A 19,197-nucleotide genomic window follows, 5' to 3' on the forward strand; every position below is an offset into this window, starting at 1 on the left:
TCTGGGGTTCCGGAAAACAGGCGCAAGTATTGCGGGGGCGAATGACAGAATAATGTCTAAACAGTGGCACTGTTGTTAAGTAAAGCGGCCGTCATTTGAGTGTCACGGTCGACTTGGCAATACTGGCACTCTCTTTTCAGCGAGTTGGAAACGTGATCAGCCTTCACAGCCTTGCCCATCTGCGCGACCTGCCGGCGACCACCTGGGACGCGCTGGTGCCCGACGGTCAGCCGTTCCTGCGCCACGCCTTTCTCAGTGCCATGGAAGACAGTGGCAGCGTGGTACCCGACACCGGCTGGGCCGCCGAACACCTGGTGCTGGAGCGCGATGGCGAAGTGCGGGCGCTGCTGCCGGCGTACCGCAAGTGGCATTCGTTCGGCGAGTACGTGTTCGACCATGGCTGGGCCGATGCCTGCGAGCGCGCCGGCATCGCGTATTACCCCAAGCTGCTCGGCGCGGTGCCGTTCAGCCCGGTCACCGGGCCCCGCCTGCTGGCGTCCGCCCCTGCTGATGGCCTGCTGCTGTTGCAGGCGATTCCCGAGTACCTGGGCAAGGGTGGGCTGTCGGGGGCGCACATCAATTTCACCGACAGCGTGCTGGACGACGCCATTGCCGGCCAACCGGGCTGGCTGGAACGCCTGGGTTGCCAGTTCCACTGGCGCAACCGGGGTTACCGGGACTTCCAGGATTTTCTCGACACCCTCAGCTCACGCAAGCGCAAGCAGATGCGCAAGGAGCGCGAGCAGGTGGCGGGGCAGGGGATCGATTTCGCCTGGTACCGCGGTGATGAACTGAGGGAGGAGCAGTGGGACTTCGTCTACCGCTGCTATGCCAACACCTATGCCGTGCGCCGACGTGCGCCGTACCTGACTCGCGAGTTCTTCAGCCTGGTGGCCGAGCGCATGCCCGAGGCGATTCGCGTGGTGATTGCCCGGCAGCAAGGGCGCGAGGTGGCCATGGCCTTCAGCCTGGTGGGAGGCGACAGCCTGTATGGCCGCTACTGGGGTTGCCTGGACGAATTCGACCGCCTGCATTTCGAGACCTGTTTCTACCAGGGCATGGACTTCGCGATCGGCGAAGGCCTGCAGCGCTTCGATGCCGGTGCCCAGGGCGAGCACAAGCTGATTCGCGGGTTCGAGCCGGTGATCACGCGGTCGTGGCATTACCTGCTGCACCCGGGGTTGCGCCGGGCGGTCGCGGACTTCCTGAGCCAGGAGCGCGAAGGGGTGATGGCCTACGCCGAGGAGGCGCGGGGGATGTTGCCGTATCGTCAGGTTTGAAGTGCCTGGCCACACGCTATCCCTGTAGGAGCGGCCTTGTGCCGCGAAAGGGCCGCAAAGCGGCCCCAGGATTTCATCGTTGATGCAAAGATCGCCGGGGCCGCGTTGCGGCCCTTTCGCGGCACAAGGCCGCTCCTACAGGGGCCGCGTTGCGGCCCTTTCGCGGCACAAGGCCGCTCCTACAGGGGCCGCGCCTAACTCAATCGACGCCGACGAACCCCCCGGTCTGGTGATGCCACAACCGTGCATACAACCCGCGCTGTGCCAGCAGCTCGGCATGGCTGCCGCTTTCGACGATATGCCCCTTGTCCAGCACGATCAGCCGGTCCATGCGGGCGATGGTCGACAGGCGGTGGGCGATGGCGATCACCGTCTTGCCCTGCATCAACGTCTCCAGGCTCTCCTGGATCGCCGCCTCGACCTCCGAATCCAGCGCCGAGGTCGCTTCGTCCATGATCAGGATCGGCGCGTTCTTCAGCAGCACCCGGGCGATGGCGATGCGCTGGCGCTGGCCGCCGGAGAGCTTGACGCCGCGCTCGCCGACATGGGCGTCGAAGCCGGTGCGGCCCTGGGCATCGGACAGCTGCGGGATGAACTCGTCGGCGCGGGCCCGGCGCACTGCTTCCCAGACTTCCTCGTCACTGGCATCCGGCCGGCCGTACAGCAGGTTGTCGCGGATCGAGCGGTGCAGCAGCGAGGTGTCCTGGGTGATCATGCCGATCTGCGCGCGCAAGCTGGCCTGGTTGACCTCGGCGATGTCCTGGCCGTCGATGAGGATGCGCCCGCTGTCGATGTCGTACAGGCGCAGCAGCAGGTTGACCACAGTCGACTTGCCGGCGCCGGACGGGCCGATCAGGCCGATCTTCTCGCCGGGGCGGATGTCCAGGTTCAGGGCATCGATTACCTTGCCGCCCTTGCCATAGTGGAAGTCGACATGGTCGAAGCGCACCGCGCCGCGGCTGACCTTGAGCGCCGGGGCGTCGGGCCTGTCGCTGACGGTGACCGGCTGGGCGATGGTCTGCAGGCCGTCCTGGACCATGCCGATGTTCTCGAAGATGCCATTGACCACCCACATGATCCAGCCGGACATGTTGACGATGCGGATCACCAGGCCTGTGGCCAGGGCGATGGCACCGACGCTGATCAGCGACTGGCTCCACAGCCACAGGGCAAGGCCAGTGGTGGTGACCACCAGCAGCCCGTTCAGCGAGGTGATGACCACGTCCATGCTGGTGATCACCCGCGAGGCCAGCTGGGTCTTCTCGGTCTGCTCGCTGATCGCCTCGCGGGCGTACTGCTGCTCGTAGTCGGTGTGGGCGAACAGCTTGAGCGTGGCGATGTTGGTGTAGCCATCGACGATGCGTCCCATCAGCTTGGAGCGGGCGTCGGAGGAGATCACCGAGCGCTCCTTCACCCGTGGCACGAAGTAGTACAGCGCACCGATGTAGCAGACGATCCATACCAGCAGCGGCAGCATCAGCCGCCAGTCGGCCTCGGCGAACAGCACCAGCGCACTGATGGCGTAGATCAGTACGTGCCACAGCGCGTCCACCGCCTGCACCGCCGAATCGCGCAGGGAGTTGCCGGTCTGCATGATGCGCTGGGCGATGCGCCCGGCGAAGTCGCTCTGGAAGAAGTTCAGGCTCTGCTTGAGCACGTAGGTGTGGTTCTGCCAGCGGATCAGGCTGGTCATGCCCGGGCTGATGGTCTGGTGCACCAGCAGGTCGTGCAGGCCGAAGAACACCGGCCGCAGCACCAGCACCACCACCAGCATCCAGATCAGCTCGCCGCTGTGCTCGCTGAAGAAGTTGGCGTTGGGCGTGCCCTGGGCCAGGTCGATGATCCGGCTCAGGTAGCTGAACAGCGCCACCTCGATCAGCGAGGCGACCAGGCCGACGATCAGCAGGGCGAGGAAACTCGGCCACACCTGGCGCAGGTAATAGAGATAGAAGGGCCAGACCTTGCCGGGAGGCGCCTCGCTGGGCGCCTCGCGGAAGATATCGATCAACTGCTCGAAACGACGGTACAGCATGGGTGACGACACTCCTGTTCGACCCGACTCACGTCCCTGTGTGGCGCGGGATCAATCGATGCGTTTGGCCGACTTGATGTAGACCGGATCCGCCGGCACATCACGCATGCCTTTCTTGACGGTGGTCGGCGAGTTGACGATCTGGTCGACCACCTCCATGCCCTTGGTGACCTTGCCGAACACCGCGTAGCCACGGTCGCGGCCCGGATTGAGGAAGTCGTTGTCGGCGACATTGATGAAGAACTGGCTGGTGGCCGAGTTCGGGTCGGAGGTGCGGGCCATGGACAGGGTGCCGCGGGTATTCTGCAGGCCGTTGCTCGCTTCGTTGCGGATCGGGTCCTGGGTGCTCTTCTGCACCATCTGGTCGGTGAAACCGCCGCCCTGGACCATGAAGCCCGGGATCACGCGGTGGAAGATGGTGTTGTTGTAGAAGCCGCTGTCCACGTACTGGAGGAAATTCTTGGTACTGATCGGCGCTTTTTCTGCGTTCAGCTCGATCTCGATCTTGCCGAAGCTGGTGACCAGCTCAACGTGCGGGGTCTTGTCGGAGGCCATGACGCTGGTGGCGAAGGCGACCGAGCAGGCGGTGAGCAGAAGTTTTTTCAGCATGGGCTCAAAGATCCTTGAGAGGTGGAAGCGGCTGCGAGGAACTGCAGCACGGTACGGTTGAAGACTTCAGGTTGATCCAGGGGCGTAGCGTGCCGCGAATCGTCGATGACCGCCAGCCTGGCGTTGGGCATCAGGGCGACGTAACGCTCCTTCAGTTGTATCGGTGTGTAATCGTGGTCGGCGGCGATCACCAGGGTGGGACAGCGAATCTGGCCAATGCGTTCCTGCACGCCCCAGTCGACGATGGCGTCGAAGCTTTTCAAATAGGCACGTTTGTCATTGCGCGCCCAGCGCTCGGCCATCTTGCGCCGCAGTTCGGCCTGCTCCGGCTTGGGGAACAGCCGCGCGGCCAGGCCCTTGCCGACGGTCTCGACGCTGAGCAGGCGTGCCAGGCCCCAGCGCTTGAGCCACCAGATCCAGTCGCTGCGGGTGCGGCGCTTGACCTCGGGGGCGCTGTTGACGATGCACAGGCTGCGCAGCCAGTCGGGGTGGTCGACGGCAAACTGGAAACCGAGCATGCCGCCCATGGACAGGCCGACGAAGTGCACCGGGCCGGTGTCCAGATGGCGCAGCAGGGCCAATAGATCCTCGCTGAAGGTCTTTATCTGGTAGCCCTTGCGTGGCTTGGACGATTGCCCGTGGCCGCGGATGTCCATGAGGATCACCCGGTACTGGCGGCTGAGTTCGGGCACCTGCAGTTCCCAGTCCTGGCTGCTCGAACCCAGCCCGTGCAGCAGCACCAGGGGCTCGCCCTGGCCGTGTTCCTGGTAATGCAGCAGGCATCCGTCATGTTCGAAACAGGCCATGGGCGCGGTCCTCTCAGGCTTGCGGGGGGGCTGCGAAGGGCACGTCCAGCGGCGCGGTGTCGAAATTGCGCAGCAGTTCGATGAGGATCTGCGTGGCCGGGCCCAGGGTCTTTTCCTTGCTGGAGTAAAGGTAGAACAGTGGATGGCGGCTGCCACCCTGATCCAGCGGCAGGGGCTTGAGCACGCCTTCGCGCAGCTCGCGCTCGATCATGTGCCGGGGCAGCCAGGCGAAGCCCAGGCCGCTGCCGACGAAGGTCGCCGCGGTGCCCAGGCTGCCGACCGTCCAGCGCTGCTCGGCGCCGAGCCAGCCGACATCGCGCGGCTGGGCCCGGCCGGAGTCGCGGATCACCACCTGCAACTGGCTTTCCAGGTCCTGGAAGGTGATCTCGCGGCCCATGCGGTGCAGGGCGTGCTCGGGGTGGGCGACGGCGATGAACTCCACCGGGCTCAGCTCGGTGCCCAGGTAGCCGCCGATGTTGAAGCTGCTGATGGCAAGGTCGGCGATGCCTTCGTGCAGCACCTCCTCTACCCCGGACAGCACTTCTTCACGCAGGCGTACCCGGCAGCCGCGGCTCTGCGGCATGAAGGCGGCCAGGGCGCGCACCAGGCGGGCGCTGGGGTAGGCGGCGTCGACCACCAGGCGCACCTCGGCCTCCCAGCCTTGCTCCATGTGGTGAGCCAGGTCTTCCAGCTGGCTGGCCTGCTTGACCAGTTGCCGCGAACGGCGCAGCAGCACGCTGCCGGCCTCGGTCAGCACCGCCTTGCGCCCATCGATGCGCAGCAGCGGCACGCCCAGTTGCTCCTGCATCCGCGCCACGGTGTAGCTCACCGACGACTGCGAACGGTGCAGGGCCTCGGCGGCCTGGGCGAACCCGCCGTGGTCGACCACCGCCTGCAGGGTCCGCCACTGATCCAGGGTAACGCGCGGTGCTTTCATCCAGGGCTCCTGTTGTCCTAAGCTGCGCTCTTCCCAAGGAGAGCGCCCGTATGAAGAAATGTTGTGCGGCTTTGCTGTTGTGCCTGCCCCTCGGGGCCATGGCATACCCGATCGACGTGGAAAAGGACCTGACCGGGGTCAAGGTCGACTACACCGCCTACGACACGGCCTACGACATCGGCTCGATCAGCCTCAACAACTATGGGCAGGTGCCGGCGGCGTGCAAGGTCACCTTCCGCAACGGCCCCGAGGCGCCACGGGTGCGCCGGGTCAATGTGCCCGCCGGCAGGAGCGTGGATGTCACCGCCAAGTTCAACCGGCAGATCATCAAGCTGCGCATCGTGCTCGACTGCAAAGCGGAATAAAACAGATTAATCGATAGGTTGATCCCACTTTTTACGCTTTTTTATCGATAGGTCAACCATTAATCTCACCTCCATCGAATCGCCACCCTTTACCGCCGATGGAGGCACCCCATGTCCCGCGTACTGATCATCGAAAGCAGCGCCCGCCAGCAGGATTCCGTTTCCCGTCAACTGACCCTGGACTTCATCCAGCAATGGCAAGCGGCGCATCCGGCCGACGAGATCAAGGTGCGCGACCTGGCGGTGAACCCCGTGCCGCACCTGGACGCCAACCTGCTTGGCGGCTGGATGAAGCCCGAGGAACAGCGCAGCGCCGCCGAGCGTGAGGCGCTGGAGCGTTCCAACGCACTGACCGACGAACTGCTGGCCGCCGACGTGCTGGTGATGGCCGCGCCGATGTACAACTTCACCATCCCCAGCACATTGAAATCCTGGCTGGACCACGTGCTGCGCGCCGGCATCACCTTCAAGTACACCCCGACCGGGCCGCAGGGCCTGCTCAACGGCAAGCGCGCCATCGTCCTGACCGCCCGCGGCGGCATTCATGCCGGCGCCAGCAGCGACCACCAGGAGCCCTACTTGCGCCAGGTGATGGCCTTCATCGGCATCCACGATGTGGACTTCATCCATGCCGAAGGCCTGAACATGAGCGGCGAGTTCCACGAAAAGGGCCTGAACCAGGCCAAGGCCAGGCTGGCCGCGGTGGCCTGAACCGCGACGAATTCCCAACCCTGACACCTTGTTGCTCCTTTGGGTGTGCCTGCCCGGCCAGTTCATGGCCGGGCTTTTTTATGTTCGTAACAACGACCTGGGAGAACGGCGTGGGAGCGGGCTTGCCCCGCGATAGCGCCAGATCGGTCGATGATGTTTGCCGAGCCTGTGCCATCGCGGGGCAAGCCCGCTCCCACGCATATCCGCCAGGCGAGCGTGCAACAAAGGAGGGCGATGACCCCAAGCACCCCCACAATCCCCATGGTTGAACTGCCCAGGCCCAACCCGCTAAGGTCCCCGCCTTGATCCACGAGGGCCAACCATGGGCTACCTGATAATCGTCGCGCTGATCCAGGCGTACTCCTTCAACCTGATCGGCGAATACCTGGCCGGTCATGTCGACAGCTACTTCGCCGTGCTGGCCCGCGTTGTCCTGGCCGGCCTGGTGTTCCTGCCGCTGACCCGCTGGCGCCAGGTCGAGCCGCGTTTCATGCGCTCGATGCTGCTGATCGGCGCGCTGCAATACGGCATCACCTATGTCTGCCTGTACCTCAGCTTCCGCGTGCTGACGGTGCCGGAGGTGCTGCTGTTCACCATCCTCACCCCGCTGCATGTCACCTTGATCGAGGATGCCCTGAACCGGCGCTTCAACCCCTGGGCGCTGCTCGCTGCCCTGGTGGCGGTGGCCGGCGCGGCGGTGATCCGCTTCGACACGGTCACTGGTGAGTTCTTCATTGGCTTCCTGCTGCTGCAACTGGCCAACTTCACCTACGCCGCCGGCCAGGTGCTGTACCGCCACCTGGTGGCCCGTCACCCCAGCGACCTGCCGCACTACCGCCGTTTCGGCTATTTCTACCTGGGCGCGTTGCTCGTGGTGTTGCCGGCCTTCCTGCTGTTCGGCAATACCCAGCACCTGCCGAGCACCGACACCCAGTGGCTGGTGCTGCTGTTCCTGGGCCTGTGCCCGACGGCGCTGGGGCTGTACTGGTGGAACAAGGGCGCCTGCCTGGTCTCCGGCGGCACCCTGGCGGTGATGAACAACCTGCATGTGCCGGTGGGTTTGCTGCTCAACCTGCTGATCTGGAACCAGGACGAACCGCTCGGACGCCTGGCCATTGGCGGTACGGTGATCCTGGCGTCGGTGTGGTTGAGCCGCTTGGGCGGTCCGCGTGCAGGGCTGCCGGGGACTGCCTCGTCGCGCTAGAGGTATCTGCGCAAGACGAAGGCGCCCGCATGGGCGCCTTCATCATTCACGGCGGCAATACCAAGGCAGGCTTTGCCCGGCCGACGGTGGCAGGCAAGATGGACGCAGGCGGCTCAAGATCGCCCGTTCCGACAATGGATTTGCCCGACACTACAAGGAAGAGACCGTGAACCTTGACCTGACCGACCTGAAACTGTTCATCAAGATCGCCGAGTCCCCCAGCCTGACCCAGGGCGCCAAGCGTGCATGCCTCTCGCCAGGGGCCGCCAGCATGCGCATCAAGTCGATGGAAACCGAGCTTGGCGAGGGGCTTTTTCATCGCCAGCACAAAGGGCTGGTGCTGACCCTGGCAGGTCAGCGGTTGTTGATCCATGCCCGCAAGATCCTGCGCCAGCTGGAAGTGCTCAAGGCCGAATTCGACCACCGCGAAGAGCCTGACGGAGCAAGCATGCGCATGTATGTCGCAGGCTTCAGCGCATTCGAGTCGACCCAGCGCCGGCTGGTGCGCTATCTCGCCGATCACGCCAATGTCGCCATCGACCTGCAGCAACGCACGACCGGGGATATCGTTCGCGGCATTCGCGAGGGCGCCGTCGACATGGGCGTGGTGCTCGGCAGCGACCCTGTGGAGGGTTGTGCCTCGATCGCCCTGCCGGTGCTCAACTATGTGGCGGTGCTGCCCAGGCATCACGCATTGGCCGCCAGCGCCTCATTGCGCCTGGGCGACGTGCTGCGCCACCCCCAGGTCGGGTTGGCGAGTGACAGTGCACTGTGCCGACTGATCGAGCAGCAGGCCGATATCGATGGCCTCGCGGCCCAGTTCAGGATCAAGGTGTCCGGCGCCGAGTCGCTATGCCGGATGATTGCCGAAGGAGTCGGTATCGGTATCGCATCGGATGCGGCGGTGCAGCCTTATCTCGATGGCTGTGGCCTGGTGGCCCGACGCCTCGACGAAACCTGGGCGCGCCAGCAGCACATGATGCTGGTCAGGCATTTCGAGCGCATGCCACGGCATGTCACCGAGCTGGTTTCCTACCTGAGTGCCGCCTGAGCAAGCTTGGCAAAGGGGCCGCGCTGCGGCCCCGATGGGGTGGTCATCGTGTGCCGGGCACCAGGCTGAGGATTTCATCGATGGGCATGCAGGCCGGCTCGATCTCATAGGCCCGGTCGTGCTCGAGGATGCTGGTGGCGACCTGGCGCATGGCCGAGTAGGCGCCGCGCAGCATGTGGTTGGCGTAGATCACCGCATTGAAACCGGCATCAGCCAGGCACGAGAAGGTCAGTTGCGGGTAGCTGGTCGGCACGCAGACCAGGGGTGTGTGCGGGTGGGTCTGCTTGAAGCGGCGGGCGAATTCGAGGATTTCCTCGCCCGTGCTCTTGCGGCTGTGGATCATGATGCCGTCGGCGCCGGCCTCGGTGTAGGCGCGACAGCGTGCGAGGGCGTCATCCAGGCCTTTTTCCAGGATCAGGCTCTCGCAGCGGGCGAAGATCATCATCGAACCCTCCAGGCGATGCTGGGTGCCGACCCTGATCTTGTCGCAGAAGAGTTCGACGGTTTCCTGCTCCTGATGCACGCTCAGGCCCAGCAGCGAGTTTTTCTTCAGCCCGCATTTGTCTTCGATGACGATCGCCGACACCCCGGCGCGGGCCAGCCACTGCACATGGATGGCGAAATGCTCGATCTTGCCGCCGGTGTCGGCGTCGTAGATCAGCGGCAGGTCGCAGACCGCGAGAATTTCGTTCAGCCGTTCCAGGCGGTCGCTGGGCGAGAGGATCTCGATGTCCGGCAGGCAGCGCTGGGTCGAGTCGGTCAGCGAGCTGGACCAGATGGCATCGTAGCCCAGGCTGGTGTCGCCGGCGCCGAGGCGCACGCTCTTGGCCAGCATGGCCGAGATCGGGCTGTGTGCCTCGAGTACCCGCAGGCAGGCTTTTTCACTGAACAACTGGCGCAGGTCGATGCGTGCGTCACGCTTGATCACGTTCATATGCCTCATCCCTGTTGTGAGGTGTTCGTCAGGCGGCGAGCACCGACTCCATCTTGTTCAGGTGCTCGCAGGCTCTTTTCACGTATTCGCAGGACAGTGCCTCGATGCGTGCGTGGTCCAGTGCCTGGCGGGTGGCGCGGCAGTAGAGTTCGAGGGCGCTGGTGGCATGGAAGAAATGCTGCGCCTCGACCGCGCCGCAATGCACGCTGAGGAACGAAGCGATGCGATGCGCCTCGCCCGGCGTCTTACCTTGCGCCTCCTTGAGCCAGTCCTTCCACAGGGGCGTCATCACGTTGTACTCCCCGGTATTGAACAACTCGGTCATCGCCATCATCTCGATGGCCTCGACCAGTTGCGGGGCGAGCGGACGCTTGCTGCCCACCCAGGTGGAGAATTCCTTGGTCACCGGGTTCAGGTAGCGGTCCTGCAGGCGCCAGTCCTCCGAGCCGCAGATGGCGGTGGCCATGCGCGCATACAGCTTGGAATGGTGCGGGTGGCCGTGCATTTCGCCCAGGCCGATGTCCTCGACGATGATCTCGCCGCAGTGACGGGCGGCGTCCAGCAATAGCAGCCGGGCCTGGGGATCGTCGATGGCCTCGGACTCCTGCAGCAAGCGCACGATGATGCTTGATACCGCATGGGCGGCACCGTCCGGACTGCGCCAGCCACAGAAGAAGGTGCACAGGCTTTCCCGTGACCAGGGTTTGGCGGTGATGCGCTGGTAGGTATCGAGGTAGTCCTCCAGCAGGTCGGCGTGCACCTCGAAGCCTTTTTTCAGGGCGCTGGCCAGCCGTTTGTCCTGCACATCGGTCAGGGCCTGGTCGACGAATGACAGCATGAAATCCGTTTTCTTCATGTCATGTTCTCGCGGGTGGTGGAAAGTCCGGGGTCAGGCAAGCGTTGCGATAAAGTCGGTGAAGCGGCCCAGGCCCTCCTCGAGGTCCTGCGGGCTTACCGAATAGGACAGCCGCACGGCGCACGGGTCGCCATTGCTGCAGCCGGGCACCAGGGCGATGCGCGCCTCGGTCAGCAACAGCTCGCAGAGGTGGCTGGCGTCGCGGATCGCCTCGCCCTGGTAGCGCATGCCGAGCAGGCGGGTGATATCCAGGTAGAGGTAGAACGCGCCCTGGGGTGGCGAAAAACGGATGGACTCAAGCTTGCCGAGCAGCGCCGTGGCGACAGCCAGCTGCCGATCGAGCTGGGCATTGACTTCGGCACCGAACTGCCGCGCGCCGTCGCCATCCAGGGCGTTGAGCGCCGCGTACTGGGCCAGGCTGCTGGGATTGGAGGTGGTGTGGGCCTGCAGGTTGTGCATGGCCGTGACCACTGCCTTCGGCGCACAGGCATAGCCCAGGCGCCAGCCCGTCACTGCCTGGCTCTTGGAGAACGAGTCGATGATGACGGTCGAGGCCTTGAGCTCGGGCAGCAGCGCGACCAGGTTGTGGTGCTGCTGGCCATTGCGCAGCAGGCTGCGATAGCACTCGTCGAAGATCACCCAGAGCTTGTGTTCCAGGGCCAGTTCACCGATGGCGAGCAGTTCCCGCGGGTCATAGACCACCCCTGTGGGGTTGTTGGGGGTGTTGATGATGATCGCCTTGCTGCGCGGCGACAGCGCGGCCTTGACCGCCACGGCGCGCAGGCTGTGGTTGTCGCCCTTGGTGTCGACGAATACCGGACGGGCGCCGGCCAGTTCGACCTGGGTGGGGAAGGTTTCCCAGTAGGGACGCGGGATGATCACTTCATCACCCGGGTCGAGCAGCACCATGGCGCTGTTGAACAGGGCTTGCTTGGCACCGCTGGACACGGCGATCTCATCGGCGCCGTAGTCGACGCCCAGGCGCTGGCTGACGCTGCTGGCCAGGGCCTGGCGCAGCCGCGGGTTGCCCAGGGGCGGGGTGTAGCGGTTCCACTGTTCGTGGACCGCCGCGATGGCGCCGTGGCGCATGTCCGGAGCGGCGTCGCTGGACAGCTCGCCGGCGGCGAAGTTGATGACCTTGATGCCGGCGTCACGCAGGGCGTTGGCCTTGCTGCGCATGCTCGAGGTGCCGGGCGCGCTGATACGCGCGGATCGTTGCGACAGTCCGTTGCTCATGGTTCACGTCCTTGTTGTTCTTGATCTGGACCGATATTGCGGATCAGCGGCGTGGCAGGCCCTTCATGCCGTTGTAGATCACCAGGCACAGCGGCAAGGTCAGCAGCAGCACGCAGGCCAGCACCACCAGGCCCTCGGTGACGCCGGCCTGGTCGGATATCGCGCCGATCAGCACCGGGGCGAGGGCGCCGCCACCCACTGTGCCGGTGTAGAACCAGGCGAATACCCGGTCGCGCCGGTCCCGTGGGGCGAAATCCGGAACCAGGCCGCCAAGTACCGACGAGGTGCCGTTCAGCGCCACGCCGATCAGCGGCATCACCAGCATCAGGGCGCCAAAGGGTAATACCAGTGCCAGCAGGATCAGCAGCGCGGTCAGCACTTCCGTGCAGATCACCGTGCGCACCGGCCCCAGGCGTGCGCCCAGGTAGCCGCAGAACAGCTTGCCGAAGGCGCCGCCGATGAACAGCAGGGCCAGGGCCAGGCCGATGTGCTCGGTGTTGGCGCCCTTGCTCTGCAGCAGGAACGGCAGGAAGGTCAAAAAGCCCATGCGCACGCCGCTGTCGATGCTGCCGGTGGCGATCAGCGCCATCAGGCCGGCTGGCGTGCCGGTCGCGTCGGCGACCTTGGTCTTCTTGCTGGCGGTTTCGTGGGCCTGGTTCTTCGGCATCAGCCACCACAAGGCGAAGGCGGCGGCGATGCCGAGCACGCCGAGCAGGGTGGCGTTGGTCTGCCAGGAGATGTAGACCAGCACCAGCCCGGTCAGGCCAGGGATGATCGCCTTGCCGATATCCCCGGCGAAGTTGTACTGGGCCAGCGCCTGCTTGACCCGCCCGCTGCCCTCGTAGGCGTCGGACACCAGCGCCGAAGCCAGCGGGTGCTGGGTGCTGGCGCCGAGGCCACCGATCATCAGCGCCAGCAACAGCAGATTGATGTCCGTGGCCTGGGCTGCCAGCAGGTAGGCGAAGCCCGCCAGGGCGGTGCCCCTGACAAGCAGGGTTTCGCGCCCCCATTTGCGCGCGCCGCGGCTGGCCAGCAACTGGAAACCGGCCATCATCCCGGCGTAGGCGCCGCGCAGCAGGCCGACCTGGGCATAGCTCAGGCCGAAGGCGGCCTGCCAGATAGGCAGCAGCACATAGATAACGTCGGTGAGGCCATCGTGCACGCCATGGGCCAGGCTGCCGGCGGCCAGTGCCTTGCGGCGGTTGGCCGGATCGCTGCGGTCCGGTTCGTCGAGTGGTTTTTCCAGGGAGATGTCCTGACGCATCGCTTGCTCGCAGTCCTTTGTCCGATACCGTGCCGCCTGTCATTGGAGGCGACCTGTTCGCTGCAGGTTAGGAGAAGCGGGGAGAGGCGGGTATTCGTATTTCTCGAAGGCCGGCGTTTAATAATTCTGAAATAGTTGTAACTAATTGTTTCTTTGCGCTTTGTGAGAACACAAGGCCATTGTGCGCAGCTGAAAAAACTTTCCGTCCGTCAGCGATCCATGGGAGCGGGCTTGCCCCGCGATGGCCGAGCCAGCCTTTTCGCGGGACAAGCCCGCTCCCATGCACACCCAAGATCAGGCTTCGTCGAACTCCCGCATCGAGGTCACCAAAGGCGGCCTGGCCGCCAGCCCCGCGCGCATGTCATTGCCACTCGGCTGTTGATACAGGCTCAGCCCGAACTCCGGCAGCACTGCCAGCAGATAGTCGAAGATATCGCCCTGGATGCGCTCGTACTCGGCCCACACCGTGGTGGTGGTGAAGCAGTAGATCTCCAGCGGCACGCCCTCGGCGGTGGTCTGCATCTGGCGGACCATGCAGGTCATGTTCGGGTGCACGTTGGGGTGGCTCTTCAGGTACGCCAGGGCGAAGGCGCGGAAGGTGCCGATATTGGTCAGCCTGCGGCGGTTGGCCGAAAGCTCCGCCACCGGGCCCAGGGCCTCGTTCCAGTGATGCAGTTCCTGGCGTTTCTGCGCCAGGTAGTCGCCCAGCAGGCGTACCTGGCCCAGGCGCTGCTCTTCGTCCGGGCTGAGGAAGCGCACGCCGGCGGCGTCGATGAACAGGCTGCGCTTGATCCGACGCCCGCCGGACTGCTGCATGCCGCGATAGTTGCGGAACGACTCGCTCATCAGGCGCCAGGTGGGGATCGAGACGATGGTCTTGTCGAAGTTCTGTACCTTGACCGTGTGCAGGGTGATGTCCACCACGTCGCCGTCGGCGCCGGCCTGGGGCATCTCGATCCAGTCGCCGACGTGCAGCATGTCGTTGCTGGTCAGCTGCACGCTGGCGACGAACGACAGCAGGGTGTCCTTGTACACCAACAGCAGCACCGCCGACATGGCGCCCAGACCCGACAGCAGCAACAGCGGCGAGCGGTCGATCAGGGTGGCGACGATGACGATGGCGGCGAAGATCCACAGCATCATCTTGGCCAGCTGCATGTAGCCCTTGATCGAGCGGGTACGGGCGTGCTCGCTGCGGGCATAGATGTCCAGCAGCGCGTCGAGCAGGCAGGACAGGGCGCGGGTCATGAACAGCAGGGTTACCGCCAGGGCGACGTTGCCGAGGAAGTGCTGGGTGGTGGTCGACAGCTCCGGCACCAGCTTCAGGCCGAACTGCACCACCAGCGACGGGGTGGTCTGCGCCAGGCGGTGGAACACCTTGTTGTGGCGCAGGTCGTCCAGCCATCTGAGTGGCTGTTGGCGGCCGAGCAGGCGGGTGGAGTGCAGGATCAGAAAGCGTGCGAGGCGGCCGACCAGCAGCGAGACCAGCAGCAGCACGATCAGGCCGAGGGCGGCGTGCAGCAATGGGTGTTGGTCGAGCGTGCCCCAGAGGTCGAGGGCGTCGCGCCAGAAGCGTTGGATGTCCATGGGCGTGGAAGCGGTCTGTGTTGCGGTATGAAGGGGTATTAGAGCGTGGATCGGCGCAAAGTTGCCAAAAGAAATTCGGTTCTGGCCACGGAAAACGTTACCCTATGCAACTGAATTTTTCGCACTTGCCCGAGGTTACCCCGTGTTTTCCCAATTCGCCCTGCACGAACGCCTGCTCAAAGCCGTGGCCGAGCTGAAATTTGTCGAGCCGACGCCGGTGCAGGCAGCGGCCATTCCCCTGGCCCTGCAAGGGCGTGACCTGCGGGTGACGGCGCAGACCGGCAGCGGCAAGACCGCCGCCTTCGTGCTGCCGCTGCTCAACCGCCTGGTCGATCGCAGCGGCCCGAGCGTGGAGATCCGGGCGCTGATCCTGCTGCCGACCCGCGAGCTGGCCCAGCAGACCCTCAAGCAGGTGAAACTGTTCTCGCAGTTCACCTACATCAAGTCGGGGCTGGTCACCGGCGGTGAAGACTTCAAGGAACAGGCCGCCATGCTGCGCAAGGTGCCGGATGTGCTGATCGGCACCCCCGGCCGTCTGCTCGAGCAGCTCAATGCCGGCAACCTGGACCTGTCGCACGTGGAGGTGCTGATCCTCGACGAAGCCGACCGCATGCTCGACATGGGCTTTGCCGAAGACATGGAGCGCCTGTGCAAGGAGTGCGAGAACCGCAAGCAGACCCTGCTGTTCTCGGCCACCACGGGCGGTGCGGCCCTGCGCGACATCATCGGTAAAGTGCTCAAGGACCCTGAGCACCTGATGCTCAACAGTGTCTCGCAACTGGCCGAAGGCACCCGTCAGCAGATCATCACCGCCGACCATGACCAGCACAAAGAGCAGATCGTGCAGTGGCTGCTGGCCAACGAGACCTACCAGAAGGCAATCATCTTCACCAACACCCGTGCCCTGGCCGACCGTATCTACGGCCATCTGGTGGCCAAGGAGGTCAAGGCTTTCGTCCTGCACGGCGAGAAGGACCAGAAGGACCGCAAGCTGGCCATCGACCGCTTCAAGGATGGCGGCTCCAAGGTCCTGGTGGCCACCGATGTCGCCGCCCGCGGTTTGGACATCGACGGCCTGGACCTGGTGATCAACTTCGACATGCCACGCAGCGGTGACGAGTACGTGCACCGTATCGGCCGCACCGGCCGTGCCGGTGGCGAAGGCCTGGCGATCTCGCTGATCACCCACAACGACTGGAACCTGATGTCGAGCATCGAGCGCTACCTCAAGCAGCAGTTCGAACGTCGCGTCATCAAGGAGGTCAAGGGCACCTACAGCGGGCCGAAGAAGGTCAAGGCCTCGGGCAAGGCTGCCGGCAGCAAGAAGAAAAAGGGTGAGAAGAAGGCCGGTGCCGACAAGAAGGGCGCCGTCAAGAAAAAGCCTACCGCCAAGCCTAGGGCCAATGCGCCTCTGGCCAGCTCCGACGGCCTGGCACCGCTGAAAAAGCGCAAGCCTGCGGCTGAGTAAGCACCTGCGGCAATGAGCCCGCCACTGCAACGGTGGCGGGTTGCTTCACCTCCTTCCCCAGGGCGCGTAGCCCATTTCCCAAACCCTGTTCCAGCCCGGGCATTTTGTCGCCTACCCGCCACACTCCTCTGGCATGAGCCGCCAAGGAGGAGTAGCGTATGTACAGCTGTAAATACGATTGTCCCGTACGATTTGAATGGGACGAGGAAAAGAACCTGCTCAACATCCGCAAGCACGGTATCGACTTCAACGACGTGCCCGAGATGTTCCGCCAGCCGATGCTGGCGTTGCGCGATGAGCGATTCGAGTACCCGGAGGCACGCTGGATCGGCATGGGCTGGATCAACGCCTGGGTCAGCGTGGTCGCCTACACCGAACGGCAGGGTGATGTGATCCGCATCATTTCCGCCAGAAGAGCCACACGACGTGAGGTAACGCGCTATGTCGAAACCGTCCAGAAGCTGTGAGCAAGACCAAGCCCCGGTCGATACCTCGGACATCCCCGAGCTCGACGACGACTTCTTCCGCCGCGCCGAGCTGCGGGTGCCGGCCAAGCAAACGGTGACCATCCGCCTGGACGCCGACGTGCTGGCCTGGTTCAAGGAACAGGGCGCCGGCTACCAGACCCGCATCAACCAGTTACTTCGCCAGTACATGCAGGCCCAGCAGCGACGCTGACACTGGCGCGGTCAGGTTTTCCTTTCCGCTTCTTTAAGTTCCTGGATGCGCTTGTCGATCAACTGGCATTTATCTGGCAGGTCCTTGCTGGCCGTTCCGAGCTCCATGTGCTGGAGCTCGTCGTTGATCTCCTTGGCCTTGCGCGGGTTCTGCTCGGTCAGCTGGCTGACCAGCCCGGCCAGTTCTTCTCTTTTCTGCGTGGCCTCTTCCGGTGTGCAGGCCCAGATGGGTTGTGCGCAGAGCAGGGTGGCCGCGCAGATAAGGCATGGCAACGGTTTCATCCCTCGACTCCTTGTTACCAGTGGATTCAGTCCGGTGGAGGCGCCGGTCTGCCTGGAAGTTCAGTCGAGGTGATTGCTGGAAGGGTTCCTTGAAGATTTCACGGTTTTTTGGCGATATTAATTTGACGTCATGGTAGTGGCTAAATAATATCTCGCGCTCTTTTTTCCGTGGTCCAGGGACTGGATGATGTCTATGCGTTTTAACCGGGGGCGAGCTTGCGTGCTTGCCGCCTTGTTGGCCTGCACGGCCATGAGTACGGCCCGTGCTGCCTCGCCTGGCGACCAAGACCTGATCCGCGACCGCCAGGACCGTCTGCTCGAAGAGCAGCAGCGCCGCCTCGAAGAACTGCGCAACCTCCCCGGCAAGGCCGCCGAACCCGGTGAGTCGCAACCGGCGGCCGACAGCCGCTGCTTCACCATCCACACCATCGAGCTCAAGGGCGCCGACAGCCTGTCCGCCGCCGACCGTGATCGCCTGCTCAAGCCCTTCATCGACCAGTGCCTGGGCGTCACCCAGCTCAATGCCTTGCTCAAGGCCATCACCGACCATTACCTGGGTCGCGGCCTGGTCACCAGCCGCGCCTACCTGCCGCAGCAGGACCTGTCCTCGGGTCATCTGCAGGTACTGGTGGTGGAAGGGCGCTTGGAAGGGCTGCGCCCGGACCCGGCCAGCGGCCTGAGCGACCGTGAGCTGGGCATGGCCTTTCCCGGCGATATCGACCAGCGCCTGAACCTGCGCGAGATCGAGCAGATGGTCGACCAGCTCAACCGCCTGCCGTCGAACAAGGCGCAGATGGAGCTGACCCCGGGCAAGGCCGTCGGCGGCAGCGAAGTGCTGGTGCGCAACACCCAGCAGAAACCCTGGCGCGCCTCGCTGTCGCGCAACAACGAAGGCCAGCGCAGCACTGGCGAGCAGATGCTCAACCTCGGCCTGGAATGGGACAGCCCGCTGGGCCTGGCCGACCAGCTGATGCTGCGCGGCGGCCACGACGTGGTCAGCGACCACTCCCAGGGCTCGAAGAACGGCGTGCTGTTCTACAACCTGCCGTGGGGCTGGTGGAACTTCACCTACAGCTACAGCGAGAGCGAATACCGCTCCCTGGCCCAGGCCAACGGCTTTGCCTTCAAGCAGACCGGCGACAGCCAGAACCACCAGCTGCGCGCCGAGCGCGTGGTGCACCGCGATGCCACCAGCAAGACCTCGCTCAATGCCGGCATGGCCCACCTGCGCACCAACAACTACATCGAGGACAGCCGCCTGGCCGGCAGCAGCAACCGCCTGAGCGAGGCGCAGTTCGGCATCAACCATGGCCGGCGCCTGGGCAATGCCTTCGTCAACCTCGACCTGGGCACCCAGGAGGGCATCGGCGCCTTCGACGCCCAGGACAACGGCCATCCACGCCCGGGCCAGCCGGTGGCGCGCTACCGCAAGTACAGCGCCACGCTCAGCTACGTGCAGGGTTTCCAGCTCTTCGGCGAGCGCCTGAGCTTCAGCAGCCTGGCCACCGGCCAGCGCAGCGAGGACGTGCTGTTCAGCCCGCAACGCATCAGCCTTGGCGGCCTGTCGTCGGTGCGCGGGCTGAAGGACCAGTCGTTGTCGGGCGACAGCGGTGGCTACTGGCGCAACGACCTGCGCTGGATCCGCCCAGTGAACTGGCCGCTGCTGCAACCGCTGGTGGCCGAGTACGGCCTGGGCCTGGGCTACGACCTCGGGGTGATCCGCAACGATCGCTACAACGGTGAGTACCACGGCCGTGCCAGCAGCCATTCGCTGGAGCTGTTCGCCCGCGGCCAGCACATGGCCGCCAGCGTGACCTTCGCCCACAGCCTGGAACGCCCCGACGTGCTGACCGAGAAGGAACGCCCGGTGTATTTCCGCCTGGACCTCTTCATTTGAC

General features: G+C 64.6%; 19 protein-coding genes. 9 read left to right on the top strand and 10 right to left on the bottom strand.

Going from position 1 to position 19,197, the window contains the following annotated elements; translation table 11 throughout:
- Window positions 1–152 precede the first annotated feature (152 nt).
- On the top strand, window positions 153–1,280 hold the full coding sequence (locus tag VUG52_RS07165; protein WP_050706802.1) for a GNAT family N-acetyltransferase: 1,128 nt from the start codon (window positions 153–155) through the stop codon (window positions 1,278–1,280).
- A 199-nt stretch (window positions 1,281–1,479) separates the two neighbouring features.
- Here VUG52_RS07165 and VUG52_RS07170 read toward each other — a convergent pair whose 3' ends face one another.
- The 4 genes from VUG52_RS07170 to VUG52_RS07185 are packed head-to-tail and all read right to left on the bottom strand — an operon-like array spanning window position 1,480 to window position 5,664.
- Window positions 1,480–3,312 carry an ABC transporter ATP-binding protein gene (locus VUG52_RS07170; RefSeq protein ID WP_050706801.1) on the bottom strand — a complete coding sequence of 611 codons (1,833 nt, stop codon included), beginning with the start codon at window positions 3,310–3,312 and terminating at the stop codon, window positions 1,480–1,482.
- A 51-nt stretch (window positions 3,313–3,363) separates the two neighbouring features.
- Window positions 3,364–3,921 carry a peptidylprolyl isomerase gene (locus VUG52_RS07175; protein WP_050706800.1) on the bottom strand — a complete coding sequence of 186 codons (558 nt, stop codon included), beginning with the start codon at window positions 3,919–3,921 and terminating at the stop codon, window positions 3,364–3,366.
- The gene (locus VUG52_RS07180; protein WP_050706799.1) at window positions 3,915–4,727 is read right to left on the bottom strand and encodes an alpha/beta fold hydrolase; all 813 of its coding nucleotides are present in this window, start codon (window positions 4,725–4,727) and stop codon (window positions 3,915–3,917) included. The genes VUG52_RS07175 and VUG52_RS07180 overlap by 7 nt, the downstream gene beginning before the upstream one ends.
- Window positions 4,728–4,740: 13 nt before the next feature.
- Window positions 4,741–5,664: a LysR family transcriptional regulator gene (locus VUG52_RS07185; RefSeq protein WP_028693074.1), complete on the bottom strand. Its 924-nt coding sequence runs from the start codon at window positions 5,662–5,664 to the stop codon at window positions 4,741–4,743.
- Between the two features lie 50 nt (window positions 5,665–5,714).
- Here VUG52_RS07185 and VUG52_RS07190 point away from each other — a divergent pair, with 50 nt between their 5' ends.
- The 4 genes from VUG52_RS07190 to VUG52_RS07205 all read left to right on the top strand — a co-directional run bounded on the left by VUG52_RS07190 (window position 5,715) and on the right by VUG52_RS07205 (window position 8,995).
- Window positions 5,715–6,029, top strand: a complete 315-nt coding sequence (locus VUG52_RS07190; protein WP_050706798.1) for a hypothetical protein — start codon at window positions 5,715–5,717, stop codon at window positions 6,027–6,029.
- 111 nt (window positions 6,030–6,140) lie between these two features.
- On the top strand, window positions 6,141–6,740 hold the full coding sequence (locus VUG52_RS07195) for an FMN-dependent NADH-azoreductase (protein ID WP_050706797.1): 600 nt from the start codon (window positions 6,141–6,143) through the stop codon (window positions 6,738–6,740).
- 322 nt (window positions 6,741–7,062) lie between these two features.
- Window positions 7,063–7,944, top strand: a complete 882-nt coding sequence (locus VUG52_RS07200) for a carboxylate/amino acid/amine transporter (RefSeq protein WP_331832627.1) — start codon at window positions 7,063–7,065, stop codon at window positions 7,942–7,944.
- A gap of 166 nt (window positions 7,945–8,110) precedes the next feature.
- Entirely contained in the window at window positions 8,111–8,995 is an 885-nt protein-coding gene (locus VUG52_RS07205) for a LysR family transcriptional regulator (RefSeq protein ID WP_050706795.1), read from the top strand.
- Between the two features lie 43 nt (window positions 8,996–9,038).
- On the opposite strand, the gene aepX is transcribed toward VUG52_RS07205, so the two are convergent.
- From aepX to VUG52_RS07230, 5 genes are all read right to left on the bottom strand, one after another.
- Window positions 9,039–9,929 (bottom strand): phosphoenolpyruvate mutase, encoded by an 891-nt coding sequence (gene aepX, locus VUG52_RS07210; RefSeq protein ID WP_155952737.1) that lies wholly within the window; start codon window positions 9,927–9,929, stop codon window positions 9,039–9,041.
- 28 nt (window positions 9,930–9,957) lie between these two features.
- Entirely contained in the window at window positions 9,958–10,785 is an 828-nt protein-coding gene (locus VUG52_RS07215; protein WP_050706793.1) for a hypothetical protein, read from the bottom strand.
- 33 nt (window positions 10,786–10,818) lie between these two features.
- Entirely contained in the window at window positions 10,819–12,021 is a 1,203-nt protein-coding gene (locus VUG52_RS07220; RefSeq protein WP_050706792.1) for a pyridoxal phosphate-dependent aminotransferase, read from the bottom strand.
- 43 nt (window positions 12,022–12,064) lie between these two features.
- Window positions 12,065–13,285, bottom strand: a complete 1,221-nt coding sequence (locus VUG52_RS07225) for an MFS transporter (RefSeq protein ID WP_050706791.1) — start codon at window positions 13,283–13,285, stop codon at window positions 12,065–12,067.
- A 294-nt stretch (window positions 13,286–13,579) separates the two neighbouring features.
- Window positions 13,580–14,872, bottom strand: a complete 1,293-nt coding sequence (locus VUG52_RS07230) for a mechanosensitive ion channel family protein (RefSeq protein ID WP_050706790.1) — start codon at window positions 14,870–14,872, stop codon at window positions 13,580–13,582.
- Window positions 14,873–15,014: 142 nt separating this feature from the next.
- On the opposite strand from VUG52_RS07230, the gene VUG52_RS07235 reads away from it, so the two are divergent.
- From VUG52_RS07235 to VUG52_RS07245, 3 genes are all read left to right on the top strand, one after another.
- Window positions 15,015–16,340: a DEAD/DEAH box helicase gene (locus tag VUG52_RS07235; protein WP_050706789.1), complete on the top strand. Its 1,326-nt coding sequence runs from the start codon at window positions 15,015–15,017 to the stop codon at window positions 16,338–16,340.
- Window positions 16,341–16,498: 158 nt separating this feature from the next.
- Window positions 16,499–16,807 carry a BrnT family toxin gene (locus VUG52_RS07240; protein ID WP_050706788.1) on the top strand — a complete coding sequence of 103 codons (309 nt, stop codon included), beginning with the start codon at window positions 16,499–16,501 and terminating at the stop codon, window positions 16,805–16,807.
- Window positions 16,782–17,018, top strand: a complete 237-nt coding sequence (locus VUG52_RS07245) for a BrnA antitoxin family protein (RefSeq protein ID WP_023631177.1) — start codon at window positions 16,782–16,784, stop codon at window positions 17,016–17,018. The genes VUG52_RS07240 and VUG52_RS07245 overlap by 26 nt, the downstream gene beginning before the upstream one ends.
- 11 nt (window positions 17,019–17,029) lie before the next feature.
- On the opposite strand, the gene VUG52_RS07250 is transcribed toward VUG52_RS07245, so the two are convergent.
- On the bottom strand, window positions 17,030–17,299 hold the full coding sequence (locus VUG52_RS07250) for a hypothetical protein (RefSeq protein WP_050706787.1): 270 nt from the start codon (window positions 17,297–17,299) through the stop codon (window positions 17,030–17,032).
- 250 nt (window positions 17,300–17,549) lie between these two features.
- Here VUG52_RS07250 and VUG52_RS07255 point away from each other — a divergent pair, with 250 nt between their 5' ends.
- Window positions 17,550–19,196, top strand: coding sequence for a ShlB/FhaC/HecB family hemolysin secretion/activation protein (locus VUG52_RS07255; protein WP_259470169.1), 1,647 nt, complete (start codon window positions 17,550–17,552; stop codon window positions 19,194–19,196).
- Window position 19,197 lies beyond the last annotated feature (1 nt).

The organism is Pseudomonas sp. LH21 (assembly GCF_036549575.1).
GTDB lineage: Bacteria > Pseudomonadota > Gammaproteobacteria > Pseudomonadales > Pseudomonadaceae > Aquipseudomonas > Aquipseudomonas peradeniyensis.

Excerpts from the sequence above, each read along its gene's own strand:
- VUG52_RS07170 (WP_050706801.1), bottom strand. The coding sequence starts at position 3,312 with ATGCTGTACCGTCGTTTCGAGCAGTTGATCGATATCTTCCGCGAGGCG.
- VUG52_RS07175 (WP_050706800.1), bottom strand. The coding sequence starts at position 3,921 with ATGCTGAAAAAACTTCTGCTCACCGCCTGCTCGGTCGCCTTCGCCACC.
- VUG52_RS07180 (WP_050706799.1), bottom strand. The coding sequence starts at position 4,727 with ATGGCCTGTTTCGAACATGACGGATGCCTGCTGCATTACCAGGAACAC.
- VUG52_RS07185 (WP_028693074.1), bottom strand. The coding sequence starts at position 5,664 with ATGAAAGCACCGCGCGTTACCCTGGATCAGTGGCGGACCCTGCAGGCG.
- VUG52_RS07190 (WP_050706798.1), top strand. The coding sequence starts at position 5,715 with ATGAAGAAATGTTGTGCGGCTTTGCTGTTGTGCCTGCCCCTCGGGGCC.
- VUG52_RS07195 (WP_050706797.1), top strand. The coding sequence starts at position 6,141 with ATGTCCCGCGTACTGATCATCGAAAGCAGCGCCCGCCAGCAGGATTCC.
- VUG52_RS07200 (WP_331832627.1), top strand. The coding sequence starts at position 7,063 with ATGGGCTACCTGATAATCGTCGCGCTGATCCAGGCGTACTCCTTCAAC.
- aepX (WP_155952737.1), bottom strand. The coding sequence starts at position 9,929 with ATGAACGTGATCAAGCGTGACGCACGCATCGACCTGCGCCAGTTGTTC.
- VUG52_RS07215 (WP_050706793.1), bottom strand. The coding sequence starts at position 10,785 with ATGAAGAAAACGGATTTCATGCTGTCATTCGTCGACCAGGCCCTGACC.
- VUG52_RS07220 (WP_050706792.1), bottom strand. The coding sequence starts at position 12,021 with ATGAGCAACGGACTGTCGCAACGATCCGCGCGTATCAGCGCGCCCGGC.
- VUG52_RS07225 (WP_050706791.1), bottom strand. The coding sequence starts at position 13,285 with ATGCGTCAGGACATCTCCCTGGAAAAACCACTCGACGAACCGGACCGC.
- VUG52_RS07230 (WP_050706790.1), bottom strand. The coding sequence starts at position 14,872 with ATGGACATCCAACGCTTCTGGCGCGACGCCCTCGACCTCTGGGGCACG.
- VUG52_RS07240 (WP_050706788.1), top strand. The coding sequence starts at position 16,499 with ATGTACAGCTGTAAATACGATTGTCCCGTACGATTTGAATGGGACGAG.
- VUG52_RS07245 (WP_023631177.1), top strand. The coding sequence starts at position 16,782 with ATGTCGAAACCGTCCAGAAGCTGTGAGCAAGACCAAGCCCCGGTCGAT.
- VUG52_RS07250 (WP_050706787.1), bottom strand. The coding sequence starts at position 17,299 with ATGAAACCGTTGCCATGCCTTATCTGCGCGGCCACCCTGCTCTGCGCA.
- VUG52_RS07255 (WP_259470169.1), top strand. The coding sequence starts at position 17,550 with ATGAGTACGGCCCGTGCTGCCTCGCCTGGCGACCAAGACCTGATCCGC.